The 20632-nt window shown below is 74.1% G+C and carries 21 protein-coding genes; 6 read left to right on the top strand and 15 right to left on the bottom strand.

Going from position 1 to position 20632, the window contains the following annotated elements:
* Positions 1 to 69: 69 nt before the first annotated feature.
* The 6 genes from FRADC12_RS06890 to FRADC12_RS06865 all read right to left on the bottom strand — a co-directional run bounded on the left by FRADC12_RS06890 (position 70) and on the right by FRADC12_RS06865 (position 7313).
* Entirely contained in the window at positions 70 to 1473 is a 1404-nt protein-coding gene (locus FRADC12_RS06890; protein ID WP_045876021.1) for an acyl-CoA carboxylase subunit beta, read from the bottom strand.
* A 402-nt stretch (positions 1474 to 1875) separates the two neighbouring features.
* Positions 1876 to 3105 (bottom strand): beta-ketoacyl-ACP synthase II, encoded by a 1230-nt coding sequence (gene fabF, locus FRADC12_RS06885; protein ID WP_045876020.1) that lies wholly within the window; start codon positions 3103 to 3105, stop codon positions 1876 to 1878.
* Positions 3102 to 3350 carry an acyl carrier protein gene (locus FRADC12_RS06880; RefSeq protein ID WP_045876019.1) on the bottom strand — a complete coding sequence of 83 codons (249 nt, stop codon included), beginning with the start codon at positions 3348 to 3350 and terminating at the stop codon, positions 3102 to 3104. Before FRADC12_RS06880 ends, fabF begins: the two co-directional genes overlap by 4 nt.
* Before the next feature lie 165 nt (positions 3351 to 3515).
* Complete coding sequence (locus tag FRADC12_RS06875; protein ID WP_045876018.1) at positions 3516 to 4457, bottom strand: beta-ketoacyl-ACP synthase III; 942 nt, start codon at positions 4455 to 4457, stop codon at positions 3516 to 3518.
* Complete coding sequence (locus FRADC12_RS06870; RefSeq protein ID WP_045876017.1) at positions 4457 to 5455, bottom strand: ACP S-malonyltransferase; 999 nt, start codon at positions 5453 to 5455, stop codon at positions 4457 to 4459. Before FRADC12_RS06870 ends, FRADC12_RS06875 begins: the two co-directional genes overlap by 1 nt.
* A 304-nt stretch (positions 5456 to 5759) precedes the next feature.
* The gene (locus tag FRADC12_RS06865; RefSeq protein ID WP_052710740.1) at positions 5760 to 7313 is read right to left on the bottom strand and encodes a helix-turn-helix domain-containing protein; all 1554 of its coding nucleotides are present in this window, start codon (positions 7311 to 7313) and stop codon (positions 5760 to 5762) included.
* A gap of 195 nt (positions 7314 to 7508) precedes the next feature.
* Between FRADC12_RS06865 and FRADC12_RS06860 the strand changes: the two genes are divergently transcribed.
* Positions 7509 to 8054 (top strand): lytic transglycosylase domain-containing protein, encoded by a 546-nt coding sequence (locus FRADC12_RS06860; RefSeq protein WP_045876016.1) that lies wholly within the window; start codon positions 7509 to 7511, stop codon positions 8052 to 8054.
* A 188-nt stretch (positions 8055 to 8242) separates the two neighbouring features.
* Complete coding sequence (locus tag FRADC12_RS06855; protein WP_157488735.1) at positions 8243 to 8755, top strand: mycothiol transferase; 513 nt, start codon at positions 8243 to 8245, stop codon at positions 8753 to 8755.
* A 47-nt stretch (positions 8756 to 8802) separates the two neighbouring features.
* On the opposite strand, the gene FRADC12_RS06850 is transcribed toward FRADC12_RS06855, so the two are convergent.
* Positions 8803 to 9321: a DinB family protein gene (locus tag FRADC12_RS06850; RefSeq protein ID WP_045876015.1), complete on the bottom strand. Its 519-nt coding sequence runs from the start codon at positions 9319 to 9321 to the stop codon at positions 8803 to 8805.
* A 125-nt stretch (positions 9322 to 9446) separates the two neighbouring features.
* On the opposite strand from FRADC12_RS06850, the gene bcp reads away from it, so the two are divergent.
* Positions 9447 to 9932, top strand: coding sequence for a thioredoxin-dependent thiol peroxidase (gene bcp / locus FRADC12_RS06845; protein ID WP_045876014.1), 486 nt, complete (start codon positions 9447 to 9449; stop codon positions 9930 to 9932).
* Positions 9933 to 9981: 49 nt separating this feature from the next.
* On the opposite strand, the gene FRADC12_RS06840 is transcribed toward bcp, so the two are convergent.
* The 4 genes from FRADC12_RS06840 to FRADC12_RS06825 form a co-directional block, all read right to left on the bottom strand.
* Positions 9982 to 10737, bottom strand: a complete 756-nt coding sequence (locus tag FRADC12_RS06840) for a dienelactone hydrolase family protein (RefSeq protein ID WP_084011279.1) — start codon at positions 10735 to 10737, stop codon at positions 9982 to 9984.
* A gap of 398 nt (positions 10738 to 11135) precedes the next feature.
* Positions 11136 to 11945, bottom strand: a complete 810-nt coding sequence (locus FRADC12_RS06835; RefSeq protein WP_045876013.1) for a DsbA family protein — start codon at positions 11943 to 11945, stop codon at positions 11136 to 11138.
* The gene (locus FRADC12_RS06830; RefSeq protein ID WP_045876012.1) at positions 11942 to 12649 is read right to left on the bottom strand and encodes a MauE/DoxX family redox-associated membrane protein; all 708 of its coding nucleotides are present in this window, start codon (positions 12647 to 12649) and stop codon (positions 11942 to 11944) included. The genes FRADC12_RS06835 and FRADC12_RS06830 overlap by 4 nt, the downstream gene beginning before the upstream one ends.
* Entirely contained in the window at positions 12646 to 13359 is a 714-nt protein-coding gene (locus FRADC12_RS06825; protein WP_045876011.1) for an SCO family protein, read from the bottom strand. Before FRADC12_RS06825 ends, FRADC12_RS06830 begins: the two co-directional genes overlap by 4 nt.
* A 328-nt stretch (positions 13360 to 13687) precedes the next feature.
* Between FRADC12_RS06825 and FRADC12_RS06820 the strand changes: the two genes are divergently transcribed.
* Both FRADC12_RS06820 and FRADC12_RS06815 read left to right on the top strand, forming a co-directional pair.
* Entirely contained in the window at positions 13688 to 14053 is a 366-nt protein-coding gene (locus tag FRADC12_RS06820) for a DUF3618 domain-containing protein (protein ID WP_045876010.1), read from the top strand.
* Between the two features lie 77 nt (positions 14054 to 14130).
* Positions 14131 to 14889 carry a histidine phosphatase family protein gene (locus FRADC12_RS06815; RefSeq protein ID WP_052710739.1) on the top strand — a complete coding sequence of 253 codons (759 nt, stop codon included), beginning with the start codon at positions 14131 to 14133 and terminating at the stop codon, positions 14887 to 14889.
* Here the strand turns inward: FRADC12_RS06815 and FRADC12_RS06810 are convergent.
* Complete coding sequence (locus tag FRADC12_RS06810; protein ID WP_232303654.1) at positions 14884 to 16011, bottom strand: lysylphosphatidylglycerol synthase transmembrane domain-containing protein; 1128 nt, start codon at positions 16009 to 16011, stop codon at positions 14884 to 14886. The genes FRADC12_RS06815 and FRADC12_RS06810 overlap by 6 nt on opposite strands.
* A 368-nt stretch (positions 16012 to 16379) precedes the next feature.
* Between FRADC12_RS06810 and FRADC12_RS06805 the strand changes: the two genes are divergently transcribed.
* Entirely contained in the window at positions 16380 to 16874 is a 495-nt protein-coding gene (locus FRADC12_RS06805) for a glutathione peroxidase (RefSeq protein ID WP_045876009.1), read from the top strand.
* 49 nt (positions 16875 to 16923) lie between these two features.
* On the opposite strand, the gene FRADC12_RS06800 is transcribed toward FRADC12_RS06805, so the two are convergent.
* From FRADC12_RS06800 to FRADC12_RS06790, 3 genes are all read right to left on the bottom strand, one after another.
* On the bottom strand, positions 16924 to 17385 hold the full coding sequence (locus tag FRADC12_RS06800) for an ATP-binding protein (protein ID WP_045876008.1): 462 nt from the start codon (positions 17383 to 17385) through the stop codon (positions 16924 to 16926).
* Between the two features lie 274 nt (positions 17386 to 17659).
* Positions 17660 to 19399 (bottom strand): hypothetical protein, encoded by a 1740-nt coding sequence (locus tag FRADC12_RS06795; RefSeq protein WP_198152813.1) that lies wholly within the window; start codon positions 19397 to 19399, stop codon positions 17660 to 17662.
* 214 nt (positions 19400 to 19613) lie between these two features.
* Positions 19614 to 20261 (bottom strand): hypothetical protein, encoded by a 648-nt coding sequence (locus FRADC12_RS06790; RefSeq protein ID WP_045876006.1) that lies wholly within the window; start codon positions 20259 to 20261, stop codon positions 19614 to 19616.
* Between the last annotated feature and the right edge of the window lie 371 nt (positions 20262 to 20632).

Raw genomic sequence — 20632 nt, 5'->3', positions numbered from 1 at the left:
CGCGCCTTCGGCCGACTTGCCTGTTCTGACACTGGTTCGCTGCGTCCAGGCGGACGCAGCGAACCAGTGTTACAGCGGGATGTTGCCGTGGACGTTCTTGTCGGGGCGGCCGGCGGCGAGCGCGTCGGCGATGGCGGCGGCCACCACCGTGCGGGTGTCGCCCGGCTCGACAACGGCGTCGACCACGCCGAGCTCGACGGCCTTGTCGACACCGCCGACGGCGACGGCGTGCTCCTCGGCCAGTTCCTTGATCTTGTCCGGCTGGCGCTGCTCGGGCACCGCGGCGATCGCGCGCCGGTGGATGATCTTCACGGCGGCCTCGTGGCCCATGACGGCGACCTCGGCGGTCGGCCAGGCGTAGACGGCCGTCGCGCCCAGGGACGCGGAGTTCATCGCGATGTAGGCGCCGCCGTAGGCCTTGCGCGTCATCACGGTCACCCGCGGCACGGTGGCCTCGGCGAAGGCGTAGAGCAGCTTGGCGCCGCGGCGGACGACGCCCTCCCACTCCTGGCCGACGCCGGGCAGGTAGCCGGGCGTGTCGACGAGGACGACCAGCGGCACGCCGAACGAGTCGCACAGCCGCACGAAGCGAGCCGCCTTCTCCGCCGACAGCGAGTCCAGGCAGCCGCCGCGGCGCAGCGGGTTGTTCGCGATCACGCCGACCGTCCGGCCACCGAGGCGGCCGAGCGCGGTCACGATGTTGCGGGCCCAGCGGGGGTGGATCTCGACGAACCCGTCGTCGACGAGGCCACCGACCAGCGGGCGCACGTCGTAGGCCCGCCGGGGCGACTCGGGCAGGAACTGGGCGAGCTCGCGTGGCTCGACCGGGCCGATGTCACCCTGGTCGGCCAGCAGCCCGACGACGTGACGGGTCGTCTCGAACGCCTGGTCGTCGGAGTCGCAGGTCATGTGGACGACGCCACTCTTGGTGGAGTGGGTGGTCGGGCCGCCGAGGCTGTCGAACGTGCAGTCCTCGCCGGTCACCGAACGGACGACGTCCGGACCTGTGACGAAGACCTTCCCGTCCGGGCCCATGATGACCAGGTCCGTCAGTGCCGGGCCGTAGGCGGCGCCACCGGCGGCCGCGCCCAGCACCAGCGAGATCTGGGGGATCCGGCCGGACGCCCGCACGATCGCGGCGAAGACGCGGCCCATGCCGTCCAGGGACGAGACACCCTCCTGCAGCCGCGCGCCGCCCGAGTGCCAGATGCCTACCACCGGGACGCCCATCCGGGCCGCCGACTCGATGGCGTGCACGATGCGCGCACAGCCGTCGCGGCCCATCGCCCCGCCCTGCACCGTCGCGTCGCTGGCGAACGCGACCACCTCGTTGCCGTCGACCATCCCCTGACCGGCGACGACACCCGAGCTGTCGGGCGCGGCGAACAGGTTGACGCTGTCGGCATCGAAGAAGCGGTTCAGCCGGGCAACGGGGGAGCGGGGGTCGACGAGTTCCAACGTGGACAGACTCACCGGTAATCTCCTGCCTGAGCGGCGAACAGTCTGCTCCTGCACCCGACCGCGGCAGCGGCGGGGCGTGTTGCACATCCGTGTTGCGCGGGGCGAGTCGCGACTACGAGGGGCGATACACAGTTCCCTCGGCGAGGTCGCCATCCCGCAAACCGCGCAGGCGGATCGCGGGAGGCGCCTTGACGAGGCCCGGCCCGTCGGCCTTCTCGCGGGGAACACGGGGTCTCCGTCTGGCCCGCTCGGCCATCGGCGCCGACGTTGGCGCCGCCAACACTCACGGAGAGCGGCCGGGCGCCCGGGTCGCCCCGGGCACCCAGCGCCTTCCACGTGCCTCCGGGGTCTGGCCCCGGATCGCGTACCCGCTCGCCCGGCATTCTCGCCCGGCGGGCGGGGTTCTCGCCGCCGCTAGGCGGGCGTGAACGCGAGGCAGACGTCGTGTCCGCCGAACCCGAAGGAGTTCGACAGGGCGGCGCCTGATTTGATCTTGCGGTTGTCGATCCGCACCACGTCGAGCTCGACCTCGTCATCGAGGGCGTCGAGGTTGCGGGTCGCCGGGACGACGCACTGCACCATCGTCATGACCGTCACCACGGCCTCGACAGCGCCCGCCGCGCCGAGCAGGTGCCCGGTCATCGACTTGGTCGCCGTCACCGCCGTCGAGCCGGCCGCTGCTCCGAGTGAAAGGTACAGCGCCTTCGCTTCGGCAAGGTCACCGACCGGTGTCGACGTCGCGTGCGCGTTGACGTGCGCGACATCACCGGCCATCAGCTCGCCGGTCTCCAGCGCCTCGGTGACCGCCCTGGCCGCGCCGGCGCCGGTCGGCTCCGGCGCCGCCACGTGGTACGCGTCGGAGCTGATCCCGGCGCCCGCCAGGTAGCCGTAGACCCGCGCGCCGCGGGCCTTCGCGTGGTCCTCGGCCTCCAGCACCAGGATCCCGGCGCCCTCGCCCAGGACGAACCCGTCACGGCCCTTGTCGAACGGCCGCGAGGCGGCCGCCGGGTCGTCGGACCGCCGCGACAGCGCCTGCATCTGCGCGAACCCGGCGATCGGCAGCGGGTGGATCGCCGCCTCCGTACCGCCCGCGATGATGACGTCGGCGCGGCCGAGCTTGATCAGGTCGTACGCGAGCGCGATCGCCTCCGTGCCCGACGCGCAGGCGCTGACCGGGGCACGTACCCCGCCCTTCGCGCCGAACGCCAGGCCCACCGTCGCGGCCGGCCCGTTCGGCATCAGCATCGGGACGACGTGCGGGGTGACCTTGCGGAAGCCCTGCTCGCGCAGCACGTCGTGCTGGGAGAGCAGGGTCAGCACGCCGCCGATGCCAGAGCCGAGACAGACCTGAAGCCGTAGCGGGTCGATCTCCGGCGAGCCGGCGTCGGCCCACGCCTCCCGGGACGCGACCAGAGCCATCTGCTGGGTCCGGTCGAGCTTGCGGGCCTCGACACGGCCGAGCGGAGGCTCGACCGCCAGCGGGGCGGCGATGTGGACCGGCACCGTCTCGATCCAGTCCTCGGTGAGAGTGCGGACGCCGGACCGGCCGGCGAGCAGGCCCTCCCACGTGGACGCCACATCGCCCCCGAGCGGAGTGGTCGCCCCGAGGCCGGTGACCACAACCCGCCTAGGGGATCTGGTCACGCCGCGACGCCCGCCTTCTGGATGTACGAGACCGCGTCACCGACGGTCTTCAAGGTCTTCACGTCGTCGTCCGGGATCTTGACGCCGAACTTCTCCTCGGCCGCGACCACGACCTCGACCATCGACAGCGAGTCGACGTCCAGGTCGTCGATGAAGGTCTTCTCGGGGGTGACGTCGGAGGGCTCGACGCCGGCCACCTCCTCGAGGATCTCGGCGAGACCGGCGAGGACATCAGTCTGGGACATCGGGGACCTTTCTTGATCGGGCAGGGGAGTCACGTGCAGTTGTTGGTGCTGCCACCCGCGGGTGCGGCCCTGGGCCGGGCAGGCCCGGCAGATGGGGGTTCCAGGGGGCCGCCCCCCGAGCGGTGTCGTGGGCGGGCTCCGGCGGAGCCGCCCGCGACGCCCGGCCTAGGGGCAGCGGATGACCTGGCCACAGTAGGTCAAGCCGGCACCGAAGCCGAACAGGAGGACCGGGTCGCCGCGCCGCAGTTCCCCGGCGTCGAGCAGCCGGGCCAGGCCCAGCGGGATGCTGGCCGCCGAGGTGTTGCCCGCGTCGACCACGTCGCGGGCGATGACGGCGTTCTTGGCGCCGAGGCCGTTCACGAGCGCCTCGATGATCCTGAGGTTGGCCTGGTGCGGGACGACGCCGGCCAGCTCCTCCGGCGCGACCCCGGCCCGCTCGCAGATCTTCTTCAGCGCCGGCACCAGGGTGATCGCCCAGCGGAAGACCGCCTGTCCCTCCATCCGGAACAGGTTGTCGCCGTAGCCGGGCACTCTGATGACGTCCGGCCGGGAGCCGTCGTGGCCCCAGACCGCCGGGCCGATCTCGTCGGCCTCGCTCGGGCCCACCACCGCGGCACCGGCGCCGTCGGCGAGCAGGATGCAGGTCGTCCGGTCATCCCAGTCGACGTAGTCCGAGAGCCGCTCCGTCGCGACCACCAGCACGTGGCGGGCCGAGCCGGAGCGGACCGTGTCGGCCGCCTGGGACAGCGAGTAACAGAACCCCGCGCAGCCCGCGTTGATGTCCAGCGCGCCGGCCGAGAGGGCGCCGATCCGGTGCGCGATCTGCGGGCTGGCGCCCGGGATCTGCGACGGGCTGGTGCAGCTCGCGGTGATCACCAGGCCGATGTCGGCGGCGGTGAGGCCGGCAGCGGCGAGCGCCTTCTCCGCGGCGGCGGCGCCCATCATCACGGTGGTCTCGTCCGAGTCGGCGATCCGCCGGGTGGCGATGCCGGTCCGGGTGCGAATCCACTCGTCGGACGTCTCGACTCGTTGGGCGAGATCGTCGTTGGTGACGACGCGGACCGGTCGGTAGGTACCGAATCCGAGCACGCGTGCTCCGATGGTCATCAAGCCTCCCCGGCGTGGACAGTGGTGGGTACCAGTTCCCTGGCGGGAGCGGGGATCACGACCGAGGGCTGCTCGGCGCCGACGTGCTCGGCGATGAGCTCGCGGGCGGCGGCCAGGTCGTCGGGGCTCTTCACCGCGAGGACCCGGACACCAGGCAGCTCCCGGCGGGCGATGCCGGCCAGCGTGCCCGCCGGCGGCAGCTCGATGACGGCCTTGACGCCCAGCTCGCGCAGCGTCGCCATGCACAGGTCCCAGCGGACCGGGCTCGCGACCTGGCTGACCAGGCGGGCCAGCACCTCGGGACCGTCGGTGACGACGGCGCCGTCCGCGTTCGACACCTGGCCGACGCGAGGCGCGCCGGGCACGATGCCGGGCGTGACCGCGGCGAGCGTGTCGCGGGCCGAGGCCATGTAGTGGGTGTGGAACGCCCCGGCGACGGTGAGCGGCCGGACGCGGGCTCCGGCCGGTGGTTCGTCGGCCAGCCGCGCGAGCGCCGCGAGGTCGCCGGCGGCGACGATCTGGCCGGCACCGTTGCGGTTCGCGGGCGTCAGGCCGAGGCCCTCCAGATGCGCGGCGACCGCGTCCGGGTCACCGCCGAGCAGCGCGGACATGCCGGTCGGCGTGACGGCGGAGGCCGCTGCCATCGCGCGGCCGCGCAGCGCCACCAGCACCAGCGCGGTCTCCGGCGTGAGCGCGCCGGCGAGCGCCGCGGCGGTGATCTCGCCGACGCTGTGTCCGGCCACCCGCAGGTTCGGGCCCGCGAGGCCGGGCAGGCCGAGCTGTTCCGCGGCGAGGAGGCCGGACGCCACGATGAGCGGCTGCGCCACCGCCGTGTCTTTGATCGTCTCTGCCGTCGCCTCAGTGCCGAGCTCGACGAGGTCCAGACCGGTCGCCGCCGAGAACCAACGCAGCCGAGCCGTGGCACTGGGGAGACCGAGCCACGGGTGCAGCATGCCTGGGGTCTGGGCGCCCTGGCCTGGCGCGAGAATCGCGAGCACCTGTCTACCTAACCCTTCGCGGCGGTGGCCTGTCGCTGGCGGCCACTCACCGATGTGCCGACGGCTCGTTGTAGCGGACCTACAAAACCCGCCGCCCGGTTGGGTGCGTTAGCCGCGTCGCTGGACGACGGCCGACAACCGTGTGACAGGCCTGTTAAGTCGGTGGATGTGACCGGTGTCGCACCGGTAACCTGCGGTCAGCTGACCATGCTCGCATTCTCGCGGCTGTAGGTCACGCACGAGGCGCGAGCCGTGTTCGTGTGCCGCGCGCGACGGCTGGCCGTCGGCGATCTACAACCGGCGGCTACGCCCGTGTGCTGTCCAGGCGGCCCAGGAGCAGGGCTATGTGCAGGGTAAAACGCTGCCGGTGCTCGGCGGTGTCAAGGCCGCAGATCTCGGATGCCTTCCGCAGCCGGTACCGGACCGTGTTCGGATGCAGGTAGAGCGCCTTCGCCGTCGCCTCCAGCGAGGCGCCGAAGTCGAGGTAGGTGCCCGCCGTCTCCAGCAGCGGCGCCCCGGCGTCCCGCAGCGGGACGTACACCTCGTCGATGAGCGCCCGGCGCGCCCCCTCGTCACCGGCCAGCGCCCGCTCCGGCAGCAGCGCGCGGGCCGTCACCGGCCGCGGCGCCGCGGGCCAGGCCGCGACCACGTCGGCGGCGGCGATCGCCGCCCGGGCCGACTCGGCTGCGCCCGCCAGGTCCGCCGCGACGGGCCCGACCACGACCGGACCGGGCCCGCAGGCCGACATCAGCACCTCGGCGGCCGCCACCGCCGACTCGACGCCGGAGGCGAGCTCACCGTCGGCGCCCCGCCGGCTTCTCGGCCGGTTCGGGTCACCGGTCGCGGCCGCCACGGCGCGCGCCGCTGCCTCGCGCGGCACCGCGCCGCCGCCGGCCGCGACGGCCGCAGGCGGGCCGGCCGGCGGGTCTGCGCCCGCCGGCCCGTCGCCGAGGACGTCGGTCGTGCGGAACCGGCCGCCCACGATCATGACCAGCCGCTGGTTGTGCACGCTGGTCAGCACCTCCAGGCCACCCGAACGGGCCAGCCGGTGGACCTCGTCCACGACCGCCTCCGGCGCCTGCGGCGGTGCCGCGCCGACCACGACCGTCACCGCGGGCGGGTTGCGCCAGCCCACCGCCGCGGCGCGCGAGGACAGCGCGCGGTCCTGGTCGCCGCGCACGACGTGGTCGACGACGAGCGCCTCGAGCCGGGCGTCCCAGGCGCCGCGTTCCTCGGCGACCCGGGCATACACCACCGCGCCGGCGAACGCGATGTCGCGGGAGTAGCGCAGCACGTCGGCGAGCACCCGCTGCTCGTGCTCCGGGTCGACGATGTTCGGCACCTCGGCCTCGATCGTCTCGACCGCCACCCGGACCAGATCGACAAGCCGGCGGAAGGTCACCGCCCGGACCAGCTCGCGCGGCGCCACCCGGAACACGTCGCTGGACAGTTCCCGGGCGTGCTGCGGGCGCCGGCACCACTCGACGAACGACGCGATGCCCGCCTGCACGACCAGCTGGATGTCGGCCCGGTACCGCGCCGACATGCCCGGGTACCACGGCAGCTGCTCGGACATCCTGGCCACGGCCTTGTTCGCCAGCAGCCCGCTGGCCCGCTCGATCCGGCGGATGACGGCGTCGTTCGTGGCCGCGTCGGGGCGGCTGGCGGTCTCCCCGGTCGCGGCGCCCGGGTCCTGGGCCGCGGCCTGCGCCGGCACCGGGGATGACTCCCCGGCGGGCGGGCCGGGCGGCCGTGGCGACGTCACCTCGGCCGCTGGCTGCTGGCGGGCGGCTGGTGGCGACCCGTCCCGGCGGGCGGATGCCGGTTTGGCCGGAGGGTGTGTCACGGCCTCCAGCATGCCTCACCGCGGGACCGCCGACCGTGCCGTCCGGGCCGGACACCGCGGGTGCCCCCGACCGGCGCCGGTCGGGTCCGCCGCGGTTCCCAGCGGAGGGCCGCTGGCCGTCTTGCCGGATGTGCTCCGAGGCCCCGGCTCGCGACGTGCCGTGGCAGATGCCGGACACGGCCGTGGCGAGGCGGCCACAATGAGGCGATGTCCCGCCAGCGAACACGCCAGTCGCCCGTCCTCGTGGCGGGCCTGGTGACCGTGGTCGCCGCGCTGCTCGGCGCCTGTTCGCAGGTGCTGCCGATGAGGTCGAGCAGCCTGATCCCGACGGACCTCATTCCGGCCTTCCGCGCCGCCGCCACCACGTACGGACTGCTCTCGGCCGCCCAGCTCGCGGCCCAGGCTCGGGTGGAGAGCCGCTTCGACTCCTCGGTGGTGTCCCACGCGGGCGCCGTCGGGATGATGCAGTTCCTTCCGAAGACCTGGGCCGAGTTCGGCATCGATGGCGACGGCGACGGCGTGGCCGACCCGCTCGACCCGCTCGACGCGATCCCGTCGGCCGCCCGCTACGAGCAGCACCTCGCCGCGCTCGTCGGCCACCTGCCCGGGGACCGGGTCGCCCTCGTGCTGGCCGCCTACAACGCGGGCCCGTCGGCCGTCCAGGCGGCCGGCGGCATACCGGACTTCGCCGAGACCCGGACCTACATCGCCCGGGTCAACGAATGGGCCGCCACCTTCGCCACCGAGGTCTAAGCGGTGCGCTGGCGCGGCCGGCCACCGACCGGCCGCGGCCCGTTTCACCGCCCGGTCGCCCGTCGGCACCCGGCCGGCGGTAGACAGGGAACGCCGGCCGGGTGCGGGCGGTGGCGGGCCGGTCCGGGACCGCGAGGCGGCGCGAGGTTGTCGGGACCGGTGCGCCGGGCGACGGGAGACACGCGGCCATGGTGACCACCGCTGACCTGTTGACGGACGGCTTCGGACGGGTTCAGGAGGCGGTCCATGAGGCCGTGGCGGGGCTGACCGCAGAGCAGCTGAACCACCGCCCGCTGGGGCGGGCCAACTCGATCACCTGGCTGGTCTGGCACCTGGCCCGGGTGCAGGATGACCACGTGGCCGACGTCGCCGGGACCGAGCAGGTCTGGACCGCGGCCGGCTGGGTGGACCGGTTCGGCCTGCCGCTGCCGGCGGAGTCACATGGATACGGCCACACGTCGGACCAGGTCGACAGCGTCCGGGTCAGCGACCCCGGCCTGCTGACCGCCTACTACAACGCCGTCCACGCCGCGACCCTGCGCTACGTCGCCACGCTCGGCGACCAGGACCTCGACCGCGTGGTCGACACCCGCTGGGATCCTCCAGTCACCCTCGCCGTCCGCCTCGTCAGCGTGATCGCCGACGATCTCCAGCACGCCGGCCAGGCGGCCATCCTGCGGGGCCTGCTGGCCCCGGGCTGACGCGGCCGTGCGACCGGGCAGGCCGACGGCTATCCGGCCGCTGGCCGTCAGTCGCCGACGGAGCCGTCGAGGCGCTCGCGGAGCAGGTCGGCGTGGCCGTTGTGGCGGGCGTACTCCTCGATCAGGTGGACGTAGACCCAGCGCAGGCTGAGCCGCTGGCCGCGCCGGTCCACGAAGGTGTCCTCCAGGCCATGCGTGGCCGCCACGGCGCGGCAGGTCTCGACCTCCGTCGTGAAGGCCGTGAACGCCTCGTCGGGGTCCGCCGTGTCGACGTCGTCGAAGTCGGAGTTCTCGTTGTCCTCCCTGATGAAGCGGTACTCGACGTCCTGCTGGTCGAGTCTGCGGCGAAACCAGGAACGTTCCACGTCGGCCAGGTGCCGGACGAGGCCCAGCAGCGACAGCGACGACGGAGGTACCGCGCGCTCGCGCAGCTGCTCGGCTGTCAGGCCCGCGCACTTGAGCAGCAGCGTCTCGCGGTGGTAGTCGAGCCAGCTCTCGAGCATCTCGCGCTCACCCGCGATGCCTGGCTCGTCCCGGCGGTTGACCTTGGGGGCAGTCCACGTCATGCCGGCATCGTGCCGTCGACCTGTGACAGTCTCGAGCCATTTCCCGGCAGGTGCGGTCGCGCCCAGGCAGGCCGTGGCGGGACGCGGTCTGGTGGTTCCGGCGGCACGGCGCTAGGTTTCCGACCATGACCGACTTCTCGGCTCGCCTGGCCGCGGGCGACGTTGCCCCCGGCTTCACGCTCCCGGACGCGGACGGCAAGGACGTGTCGTTGGCCTCGTACCGGGGCCGGCGGGTCGTCGTCTACTTCTACCCGCGCGCGAGCACGCCCGGCTGCACCAAGCAGGCCTGCGACTTCCGGGACAGCCTCGCCCAGCTGAACGACGCCGGCATCGACGTGCTGGGCGTCTCCCCGGACAAGCCCGCGGCGCTGGTGAAGTTCCGTGACAACGAGGGCCTCACCTTCCCGCTGTTGTCCGACCCCGATCGCGCGGTGCTGACCGCGTACGGCGCCTACGGCGAGAAAATGATGTACGGCAAGGTGACCACCGGCGTGATCCGCTCGACTTTCGTCGTCGGGGCCGACGGCACCCTGGAGAAGGTGCTCTACAACGTGAAGGCGACCGGCCACGTCGCCAAACTGATCCGCGAGCTGGGGCTCACCGCGGCCTGACCCGCCGGCCGGGTCCGGGGCGCCACGCCGGCCGGGCACGGGCGAGGTGCTACGCCTTCAGTACGGCGTCGAAGAGTTCGGCGGTGTGCTCCCAGTGGCGTTCCGCGGCCTTCTCGTCGTAGACGCCGGGGTGGTCCGTGACCGCGAAGCCGTGCCGGGCGCCGGGGTAGAGCTCCAGCCGGTAGTCGACCTTCGCCTGGTCCAGCGCGGCCGCGAGCCGGGCCTGGTCCTCGGGGGTGCAGGAGCCGTCCTCGTCCGCCACCCCGAAGTACAGCCTCGCCTGAATCCGGTCGGCCTGGGTGTGCGGGCTCGCCGGGTCGTCCGCGACGGCGAGCCGGCCGCCGTGGAACGACGCTGCGGCGGCGACCCGGTCCGGGAACGTGCCGGCCGCGAGAAACGACAGCCGCCCGCCCATGCAGTAGCCGGTGGTGCCGACCTTGTCGGCGTTCGCCGCCGGCACGTGGGCCAGCGCCGCCAGCAGCGCGCCGGTGGCGGCCATGGCGCCGGCGTTGGCCACCGTCATGACCTGCCCCAGCTTGGCCCGCTCCGCCGGGTCGGAGAACGCGGTCTTCGGGTCGAACGGGAGGGCGTCCCGGGTGCGGAAGTGGACGTTCGGCAGCGCCACCGCGTAGCCGAGATCGGCCAGCCGCTGGGCCATGTCGTCCGTCGCCGGCCGAACGCCGAACGCGTCCGGGTACATGATCACAGTGGGCAGCGCGGGGCCGTCGTCGGCCGGATGCCCGGCCGGAAGGTGCAGGTGGACGTCCATCACACCGTCGTCGGTGGGCACATCGAGCCTGGTCACGGACAACACGAACTCCTGGGCGTCTGCCGCCCGGCCGCGCAGGGGCCGCCCCGACGCCGAGCGCGGTCGGGTCCTGCGGGTCGAGCGGGAAAGGATCTGCCTGGGCCGGGCCGGCGGCGGCACCCGGCAGGCCCGATCGGACCCGGCAGATGTCGACGCGATCCCGCCGAGTTCCCCCGGTCCGGACTGTCACCGGACCTGCCCTGACCAGGCGCGCCGCCTGTCGGCGCGACCACGTGGAGCAGCATCTCTCATCGGCCCGAGGACGGACGCGGGCGAGGTCGGACGGCGGCCCGGCCAGCCTCTCGCCCCTGATCGTCGTTTGGGCCCTCTGGTTGTCGTCTTCAGGACCTTTTCAGACCACCGGAGGGCGCAGACCGCGATCGTGGGCGACCGTGTCAGCCGGCGGCGTTGACCGCGGCCTTGAACGGGTCGGGGAGCAACTGGTCCTGGGACAGCGTCTTGCCGTCGACCATCACGGTCGGTGTGCCGGTCACCCCCCGCCTGGACGCGCTGTCCGCGACCTTGGCGACGTAGCCATCGAACTTGCCCGACTTCACCGCGCCGGTGAAGGCGGGCGACGTCAGACCCACCTGCGAGCCGAGCTGGATGAGCTTGTCGTTGCTGAAGCCGCCGGAGTTCTCGGTGGGCTGGTTGGCGAACAGCACCGTGTGGTAGTCCTCGAACTTCCCGGCATCGGCCGCGGCGGCGCCCGCGTTGGCGGCGCGGACCGAGTCAGGCCCGATGAACGACATCATGTGGTACACGGTCTTGATCTTCCCGGCGTCGATGAGTGACCGCACCGTCGGGCCGGTGGTGGTCTCGAACTGCCGGCAGACCGGGCACTGGAAGTCCTCGTAGAAGTCGACCGTGACCGGGGCGGCCGCCCTGCCGACGACGATGCCGTTGTCCTGGCCGGTCGCCGTGGCCGGAAGGACGACCGGTTTCGAGTGCTGGCGGGAGTTCTGCACGACGATGCCGATCACGGCGGCGACGATGATGATGCCCAGTACCGAGGCGAACACGATCATCTGCTTGCGCCGCCGCTCCCGCGCCGCGGCCTGTGCCCTGGCCGCGGCGGCCCGCTCACGGCGCGCCGCCCCGCGCGGGTCCCGGTCCGGCCGGGGGCCGGTGTCGACCCCGCCGCCGGAGCGGCCCGCGCCCGGGCCGTTGCCTCGGCCGGATCCGCGTCCCGCGCCTGTGCTCATCGCTCACGCCTCATTCGTCCCGCCCTGTCCCCAGACCGCGGCCGGTCTCCCGCCCGCGCCCGGTACCCGTCCTGCCAGTCCCCGCCGTCGCGGCTGTCGTCGGTGTCGTGACCGTCGCCCCGACGGCCGTCACCCCGGTCGTCGTCGTCCCACGAGGCGTCGTCCCAGTCGTCGTCGAGATCACTGGAGGCCGCGGGCCGGTCGTCCGCGGCCGGGCCGAACAACAGGCGGTCCAGCGTCAGGTAGCCGTGGGGCCAGACCGTCAGCAGCACACTGGCCAACAGAAGCAAGCTGTCACGGACCAGCTCCGATGTGTAATGGGTCGGCGCGTTCTTCGCGAGGTCGCCGCCCTTCGAGAAGCAGCCACACTCGATGTGCAGCCCGCGGGCGGCGGCGGACGCGATCGCCCCGATGTAGACGGCCAGTAGCAGGCAGGACAGCAGTGCGCCGGCTCGCACGGCCAGGCCCAGCAGGAGCAGGACGCCGAGCGCGATCTCCACGAACGGCACCGCGTACGCGACGGGATGGACCAGCGCCTCCGGCAGGATCCGGAACGCCCGCACCGAGCGGACCATCCCGTCCGCGTCGCCGGCCTTCAGGGACCCGGCGACCAGCCACAGCACGCCCAGCCCGACGCGCAGCAGGGTCGAGGCCACTCGCCCCCAGTGCGGCGGCGCGCCACCCACCAGCAGCTGACGGCTCACCGCGGCGCTCCCGTGCGCACCAGGACCGGCAGGTCGTGGATGTAGTCGGTGATCTGGGTGCCCGGCGGGTAGCGCAGCGCCAGGCCGCCGTCGCGGCCGAACGCCAGCACGTCGGCGCCGTGGTTCTGCGTCATCGCGCCGTCCGCGCGTGCGGTCGGCGGTGGGACCCCGACGCCGAGCGTGCGTGCCGTCGCCTGGATCTCCGGGAACGGGCCGGTCAGGCCGTAGAAGCCGAACCCGGGGTCGAAGTGGTGCAGCCAGCTGGCGAGCACGGCCGGCGTGTCGCGGGCTGGGTCGGTGCTGACGAAGACGACGCGGACCTGGCCGCGTACCGCCGGGTCGAGCGCGCCCAGCGCGGCGGCGAGGTCGGCCATCGTCGTCGGGCAGACGTCCGGGCAGTGCGTGTAGCCGAAGTACAGCAGCGTCACCAGCCCGGCGGTGCGGGCGCGCAGGTCGAACGGCTGCCCGTCGGTGCCGGTCAGTTCGAGCGGCGGCATCGGCACGCGTGTCGTCGGGCTGATCCCGTGCATCCCGTCGCCACGCCGGTCGTCGATGATCGCCGCCTTCATCCCGGGGGTGTGGTCGGCGCAGGCCGCCGCCGCGAACAGCGCGGTCAGCGCGATCGCCGCGACCGGCGCCGTACGCGCGGCCGGCGGGCGGACGCGGGCCGCGCGACGGACGGCGACGTCGGCCGGCGAGGTGGTGACCATGGTCCTCCGCGTTGAGAACATGGGCAGACGAGCGGACGTCTCCGGAAGGGTTCTGGCGCGCCGGTTGCCTGTGACTGATCGACCAACTGTAGTGACGGGACGTTGTTACGGTAACCGCAACCGGCGAGGGGTGGCGTGAGGTGCGGCCCGGCCGTCCCTGCGCCGGGCCGGGCGTGACCCTTCGGCCTGACCTCCGTTTCCGCTCGTCAGCCGTTGCCTCCTCTGGCACTCTTGGTGATGGACCCGTCAACGCTCCACCTACCGTTGGCCCGGGTTGCGCGTCCCGAGTGCGCGCGGACCGTGGCTGGCGAGACGAGAGGTCGCACCCGTGCCGCAGGACCCGGCGACCATCCAGCGCCAGATCGAGGAGACACGCGCCGAGCTGGCGGAGACCATCGACGCGATCGCGGAGCTGGTCCACCCCCGCCGGGTCGCCGAGCGCGCGGGCGAGCAGGCCCGCGCGAAGCTCGCCGAGCTGCGCGCCCGGGCCGGCCACCACGGCCGGCCGCTCGAGCTCGCGGCCGACGCCCCTGCCGCGGGTGCGGGCCTGGCCGCGGCCCGGCCGTCCGGAGCGCAGGGTTCTACCGGTGGGTCCCGCACTGTCCGGTGGGGCCGGGTCGCGCTCGCCGTCGGCGCGACGATGTTGCTGGTGGTGGGCACCACCAGGCGCCGCCGCCGCCGGCACCGCGCCTGAGGCCAGCGCCGCCCAGGCAGCGGCGACTACTCTCCCGACTGGGAAGCCTGGACGCCTAGTGAGCCTGGGGACGCCGAGTGAGTCTTGACAGCCACGGCCGCGTGCCCGCCGGCCGGATCGTGCTGATCCGGCACGGAGAGACAGAGTGGAGCAGGTCGGGCCGCCATACCGGCCGCACCGACATTCCGCTCACCCCCGACGGCGAACGGCGCGCGGCCGCGCTGCTGCCGGCGCTGCGGGGCTTCCGGTTCGCACTTGTCGCCACCAGCCCCCGAACTCGCGCGATCAGCACCGCCGACCTGGCCGGCCTGATCGCCGCGCCCATGGGCGGCGGGTGGGCAGGTCACGTCGGCGGGCGGGCGGGGCATGGCCAGGACGGGGTCGACGGGGTGCGCCCGCCGACGGCTGACGTGGCCGCCCGCGAGGTCTGGCCCGACCTGGCCGAGTGGGACTACGGCGACCTGGAGGGCCTGACGACGCCCCGGATCCGCGAGAGTCAGCCGGGCTGGACCATCTGGACCGGCCGGGTGCCCGGCGGGGAGACGGCCGCTGCCATCGCCGCCCGGGCCGACGCGGTACTGGCCCGGGCGCTGCCGCTGCTGCGTGACGGCGACGTCGCGCTGGTCGGCCACGGGCACATGTCCCGGGTGCTGGTCGCCCGCTGGCTCGGGATGGACGCGGCCCGGGGCGCGTCGTTCCTGGTGGAGCCGGCGAGCCTGACCATCCTCGGGCACGAGCGGGAGACCCGCGTGCTCGGCTCGCTCAACCTGCACCCGTCCGCGCCGGACGCCGGGCTGGACGCCGTCCAGCCCGGCACCGCCGCCCGCGCGCTATAGGTCGCCGCGCCGGCGCAGCGCCGTCAGCGCGATGACCCCCGGCGCGACCGGCAACCAGTAGGTGATCAGCCGGAAGACCAGGACCGCGGTGACCATCGCGGCGGCGGGGCCACCGGCGGCGGTCAGGCCGATCGCGAGGGCAGGCTCGATCGCGCCGACGTTGCCGGCCGTCGGGGCGGCGCCCGCCACCGCCGAGCCGACCAGGTAGACGGCCGCGACCGACAGCACGCTGACGTTGCCGCCGAACGCCCGCTCGCTGGCGGTCAGCGCGATCACCTGGGCGACCTTCGTCCCCGCCAGCGAGCCGCTGAGCGCCGCGGCCCGGCCGGGGGAGTGGGCGAGCCCGCTCAGATGCGCCCGGAACGTCGCCAGCGGGCCACGCAGCCGGTCGCGTACCCGATGGCGGGTCAGCACCACCACGAGGACGGCGAGGACGGCGCCGACCCCGATGCACACCGGCCCGAGGCCGACGCTGGACATCGTGTCGCGCAGCGGCCCGGTCAGCGCGGCGGTCATCCGCGAGTCGCCGAGCAGCCCGGCGACGCAGACGAGCGCCGCGATGTGCACCAGGCCGCAGACGACCCGGATGGAGGCGATCGTGGCGACGCCCGCCGAGCGGGGGAGGCCACGGCGCTCCAGGAACCGCAGGTTGATGGCGATCGCGCCGAGGCCCGCGGGGATGATGCGGTTCGCCGCCGCGGCGGCGAACTGCACCCCCGTCGCGACCCGCACGCCCACCGGCAGCCCGCTGCCGGCGCGCAGCGCGACCCCGTTCGAGACGTAGTAGAGGACCGTGCCGAGGCCGCACAGCGGCAGCCACGGCCAGCTCGGCGCCGGAATGTCGGCCAGCTGGTGCTCGACCTCGGCGCGGAACTGGACCGCGAGCACCGCGAGCGGCACCCCGAGGACCACCGCGAGCAGGACCGTGCGCCGCCGGGGCGGCCGGAGCGCCGAGCGGGCGCCGAAGTCCAGCTCGGTCGCGGCGAGGGCGCGGTCTCCCAGGCTGGTTGGTGCTCGGTCGCGCGCCGCGTCGCCGCCGTCGCGTGAGCCTCGACCCAGCAGTGGCAGCCCGGCCGGTGACGTGGGGAGCGTCGTCGCTCCGGTCGCGTCCGCTGCCAACAACGTCGGAGTCTCGATGACTGGGGCTCCCCTCGGGCCAGGACGGTTCGGGCGGAGTCGATCGGTTACTGTCCGGGACTGCCCGCTCCGCCCGTCATCATTGTGCGCACGGCCATGCGCGTTCGGCCATCGACGCGACCGGCGCCACCGGCCGGGGCGTCCGGCTTCGGCGTCACCGGTCGTGACGGTTCCGAAGTGCCGGCCACGACTGGGCGGTACAACGGTCAGTGTGGGTGTGCCGTGCGACGGAACTCCCCGCTGTCGGGTGTCCGTTGGCGGTCTGACGGAAGAAGTAACGGTGTGGCCCGGATCGCCCCATGCCTGACAGTCATGACGATATGTGGCGCCGGAGCCCGACGGGAGGAAGCTCGATGTCCGACAGTCTGGATCTGGCGGTCGGCACTCTGGGTGGCGAGCCGGCGACCTTTGGCGGGCTGACCGGCGGGCGGGTCGCGCTCGTCGTCAACGTCGCGAGCCGCTGTGGCCTCACCCCGCAGTACACAGGTCTCGAGGCGCTGCACGAGGAGCTCGCCGGCCGGGGCTTCACGGTGCTGGGCTTTCCCTGCAACCAGTTCATGGGCCAGGAGTCGGGCACGCCCGACGAGATCGCCGAGTTCTGTTCGGCGGCCTACGGCGTGACCTTCCCGCTGACCGAGAAGGTCGAGGTGAACGGGCCCGGCCGGCACCCGATCTACCAGGTGCTGACCGAGACGGCGGACTCGGCCGGAGCCGCGGGTGACATCACCTGGAACTTCGAGAAGTTCGTCGTCGGCGCCGACGGTCGCGTGCTGGGCCGGTTCCGTCCCGGGGTCGAGCCGGCGGACCCGGAGCTGCGCGCCACCATCGAGCAGGCGCTGAACGGCTGACCGGCCGGCCTGGCCGACGACGAGGCGCCGCGTTCCGGCGCGGCGCCGGTCAGGCCTCCTGGCTGGCCGGCACGCCGGTGCGACTGACCGTCGGGCCGCCCGTACAGAGCTCGAACCAGACCTGCTTGCCGTGGCCTTCCTGGTTGCCATGGCCCTCCTCCGCCGGTGGGTGCACCACGCCCCAGGCGCTCGCCAGCGTCGCGACCAGATGGATGCCGCGGCCCGACTCGTCGGACGGGTGCACCGTGCGCAGCACAGGATGCAGCGGGCTTCCGTCGCCGACGAAGAACCGGATGCGGTCCGGGTGCGCGACGAGCGCCAGCTGCAGCGCGGTGAGCCGCCCGGCGAACCGGACGGCGTTGGTGACCACCTCGCTGATCAGCAGCCGGGCCACATCCGCGTCCTCGGCGCGGTTCCAGGCGGCCAGCAGGTTGGACACGAGTCGCCTCGCCTGGCCGGCGGCACTCGTGTCCGCGAGCAGGTCGAACCGAGCGGTCAGATCGTCCGCCACGCCCCACCCTCCAGCTGCGAACCGGTCCGGCTGTAGAAGCCCAGCCGCGTATGCCCAACCGTGACGTGCGGCCCGAGCCGCAGGGCTCGCGCGACCCGGACCCGAGCGCCAGGTCCGGGCCCGAAGGCCAGGCGCGGAACGTGTTCCTGCTGGTTGCCTGCCACCGCTGCCTGTGCCGCAAACCCCTGGCAACCGGTGGCCGGGTCGAGCCCGGCCGTTGACGCACTGGGTGGCCCGGCTCCGCCGGAGTGGGGGCGCCACCTTCGGGCGGCGCCTAGATCACGTCGATGCCGTCCAGGATCGGGTCGCGCCGGGTCATCCACTCCGGGGTGATGTCGTCGGTGAGCGGCGGCTGGCCGGGGCGGCGTGCCATCGGGTCGAGCGGGCGGCCCGTGGCCGGGTCGACGCTGTCGCTGTGGATCGAGCGGTGCGGCGGCGGTGGCGCCGCGATCGAGCGGCTCTGGCCACGCGGCGGACCGGCGTGGGGCCGCAGGCGTGGGTCGATCGAGCCCGGCAGCCCGTCAAGGCCCAGCACGCCGAACTGGTCCGTGACTCCGTTGTTCGGGCCGGCGGGCCGCTGCCCGGCCGGTGGCGGGCCGGCCGGCCGGCCCTGCGGGTCGCCGGGGTAGCCGGGGCCCGGCCGCCCGTCCGTCGGCCCCGGTGGCTGTCGGGGCGGGTATGCGGCGGGACCGCGGCCCTGGCCAGGCTGCCCGCCGGGCCCGCCCTGGCCGGGCATCGCCGTTCCCGGGTGCGCCGGACCCGGCTGTCCTCCCGGCGGGAAACCGGGCTGGCCGTTCGGGGAGCCCGGGTAGCCGCCGCGGGCCGCAGCCGGCCGCGGCCCCGACTGGCTCGGGGGCAGCTGCTGTTGGCCGGGTAGCTGGTGTCCCGGTGGCAGCTGTTGGCTGGGCGGCCCCGACTGCCCGCCGGGCCCGCCTGGCTGGCTGCTGGGCGGTGCGCCTGGACCGAGGCCGCCGGGTCGCTGGCCCCCCGGGCGGGAGCCCTGCTCGGGGTAGCGCCCAGCCAGCTGCCCTGACTGGGGTGCCGGCTGGCGAGGCGGCCCGCCAGGCTGGTGTCGCGGCTGCTGCTGCGGAGCCGGGCCGGGCTGCCGGGTGGCGGGCCGGGCCGGCGGGCCGAAGCCCTGGCCGCCGGCGCTGCGGCCCTGCTGCGGGCCGGAGCTGAGGAACGGGTCTTCCTCGGACCGCGCCGGCGGTGCGAGCGGGACGCCGCCCGTCATGCGGGGCGGCGGCAGGATCGGGCTTCCCCCGGTCATCCCGGGCGGCGGGAAGCCGAGGCTCGCGGCAGTGGTCCCCGGAGCCGGGAACGCCGGGTTGCTGTTCGTCGTCACGGGCGGCGGGAACGCCGGGTAGCTCTCGCCCGGCGGCGGAATGTGTGGCATCGGACCGGTCGGTGGCGGACTGGTCGGTGGCGGGGTGGACGGCGGGCCCGAGCGGTTGGCCGCCGGGATGAGCACCGGCCGGCCGACCGTCGGCGGCCCGGCCGGTGGCTGGGACGACGGTGGCTGGGACGACGGTGGCGATACGGCTGGCGGCGGCGGAGCGACGGCGAGGCGCGGGCCCGGCGGCTCCGGCAGGTTCCCCGGCATCATGCGGCCGTCGGGCGTCATGACCGGGTGCGCTCCGGTCGTCGTGCCGCCGGGCCGGGCCGGGTTCATGATCGGCTGCTGGCCCGTTACCGGCTGCGCGTGCGGGATCGGCTGGGCGCCGGTCCGCGGCTGGGCGGCCGCGCCGGGGATGGCATGCGCGCCCGACATCGCGTTGGTGATGGCACGGCGGGTGGCGCCGGGCAGCGGCCGCGGCGGGGCAACCTCGTCGTCGATCCCTGGAAGCTCGGGCGGCAGGCCCGTGACGGCGACCACGGAGGCGCAGGGCCAGAGCCGGTCGCAACCGAGGCAGACGTCGAACTCGTTGGGCTGGTGGAGGTCGATCAGCGCGAGCAGCGAACGGATGTGCTCGATCGTGCGCGGGCCGGCAAGCACCGGCCCGCTCCTGATCATGTCAAGTTCCGAGCAGAGTCGGCCGTGATAGCGCTCGACGTCGGAAACGTCCTGATCCTCCATTATGACCAAGCATGCACCATGCGTCGGCGCGACGCGCGGGCGGTACCCGGCAACCTGGACCAGACCTGCGACTCGTCGGTCATCGTGGCGCGCGTTCGCCTCGGCGCCGGACTCGTTGTGTCCGGCGCCGGGCCTCCCCGGGCCGGCGCGGTCAGGCGCGCTCGGGCCGAACCTCGTCGTTGCGGCGGACCTGACGCATCAGGCCCTCCTGCAGGCGAGCGAACTCCTCGATGTAGGGGCTGTCCGCCGGGTTGCCGCCGGGCAGTTCCTTGCCGGGCGCGCCGCGGTCGAACGCGGGCTCGAAGCCGGCGTACGGGCTGCCGCCGCCACCCGGCATACGGTCGGGCTGGCTGTTGTCGAACGCCGGGTAGTGGTTGCCGCCCTGCGCGGGCGCGCCTCGGTCCGCCGGCGCGTCGTAGGCCGGGTAGGACGGCGGCGGGCTGCTCGGCCGCTCGGGCGCGTTGTCGAACGCCGGGTAGTGCGAGCCGTTCGAGGGCGCCGAGCGGTCCGGCGCGGACTCGTAGCCGAAGGGCGCCGAGCCGTTGGTGGCTGGCGCCGCGCTGATCGACAGCGGCGACGAGCGCAGCGCGTCCGAGCCGCCGTCCGGCTCGACCGCCAGGAAGCCGTCGGACTGCGGGAAAATCCGGGCCGAAAGGCTGACCGACATCGGGTCGCTGCCGTAAGTGATCACGTCGACCTGGTCGTCCGGGCCGATGCCCCCGTTGCGGGCGAGGTCGACGAACCGGAACAGATCGGCCCAGCGCAGGCCGTCAAGGTCCACACTGATGCGGAGTGCCATGTTGTGTCCCGTCCCGTGAGCTGCGTCGTGTGCCGACCGGCGCATGGCCGAAGCGCGTCCCCCGCTGATCCGCGTGCGCCGATCGGCGGGCCCCCGCTCGAGGCGGGATGAGTCGGCTCGTCCGCGGGTGCCTGCCCGCGCCCCCCCGGTGTGGATCCGACCAAGGTGTGGATCTGGCCAACTCCGGGCGATGGGCGGCAGCTTATACCCCGTTGGGAATGTGCCCGCGCGGCGGGCGGCTTCCGGGACATCCGGGGCCTTCCGGGCGGGCGTCGCGGCGCTGCCGGGCGTCTCCTCGCCGGCCCGGTTCTCGCTGGTGGCCGTGACGGCGGGCGAACCGGATGGTGGTGCCGGACGGGTGGGGAACGCGC

The sequence above is a fragment of the Pseudofrankia sp. DC12 genome, assembly GCF_000966285.1.
In the GTDB taxonomy this organism is placed as follows: domain Bacteria; phylum Actinomycetota; class Actinomycetes; order Frankiales; family Frankiaceae; genus Pseudofrankia.
The sequence above is the reverse complement of the archived record's forward strand: the minus strand, read 5'-3'. Positions and strand labels throughout refer to the sequence as shown.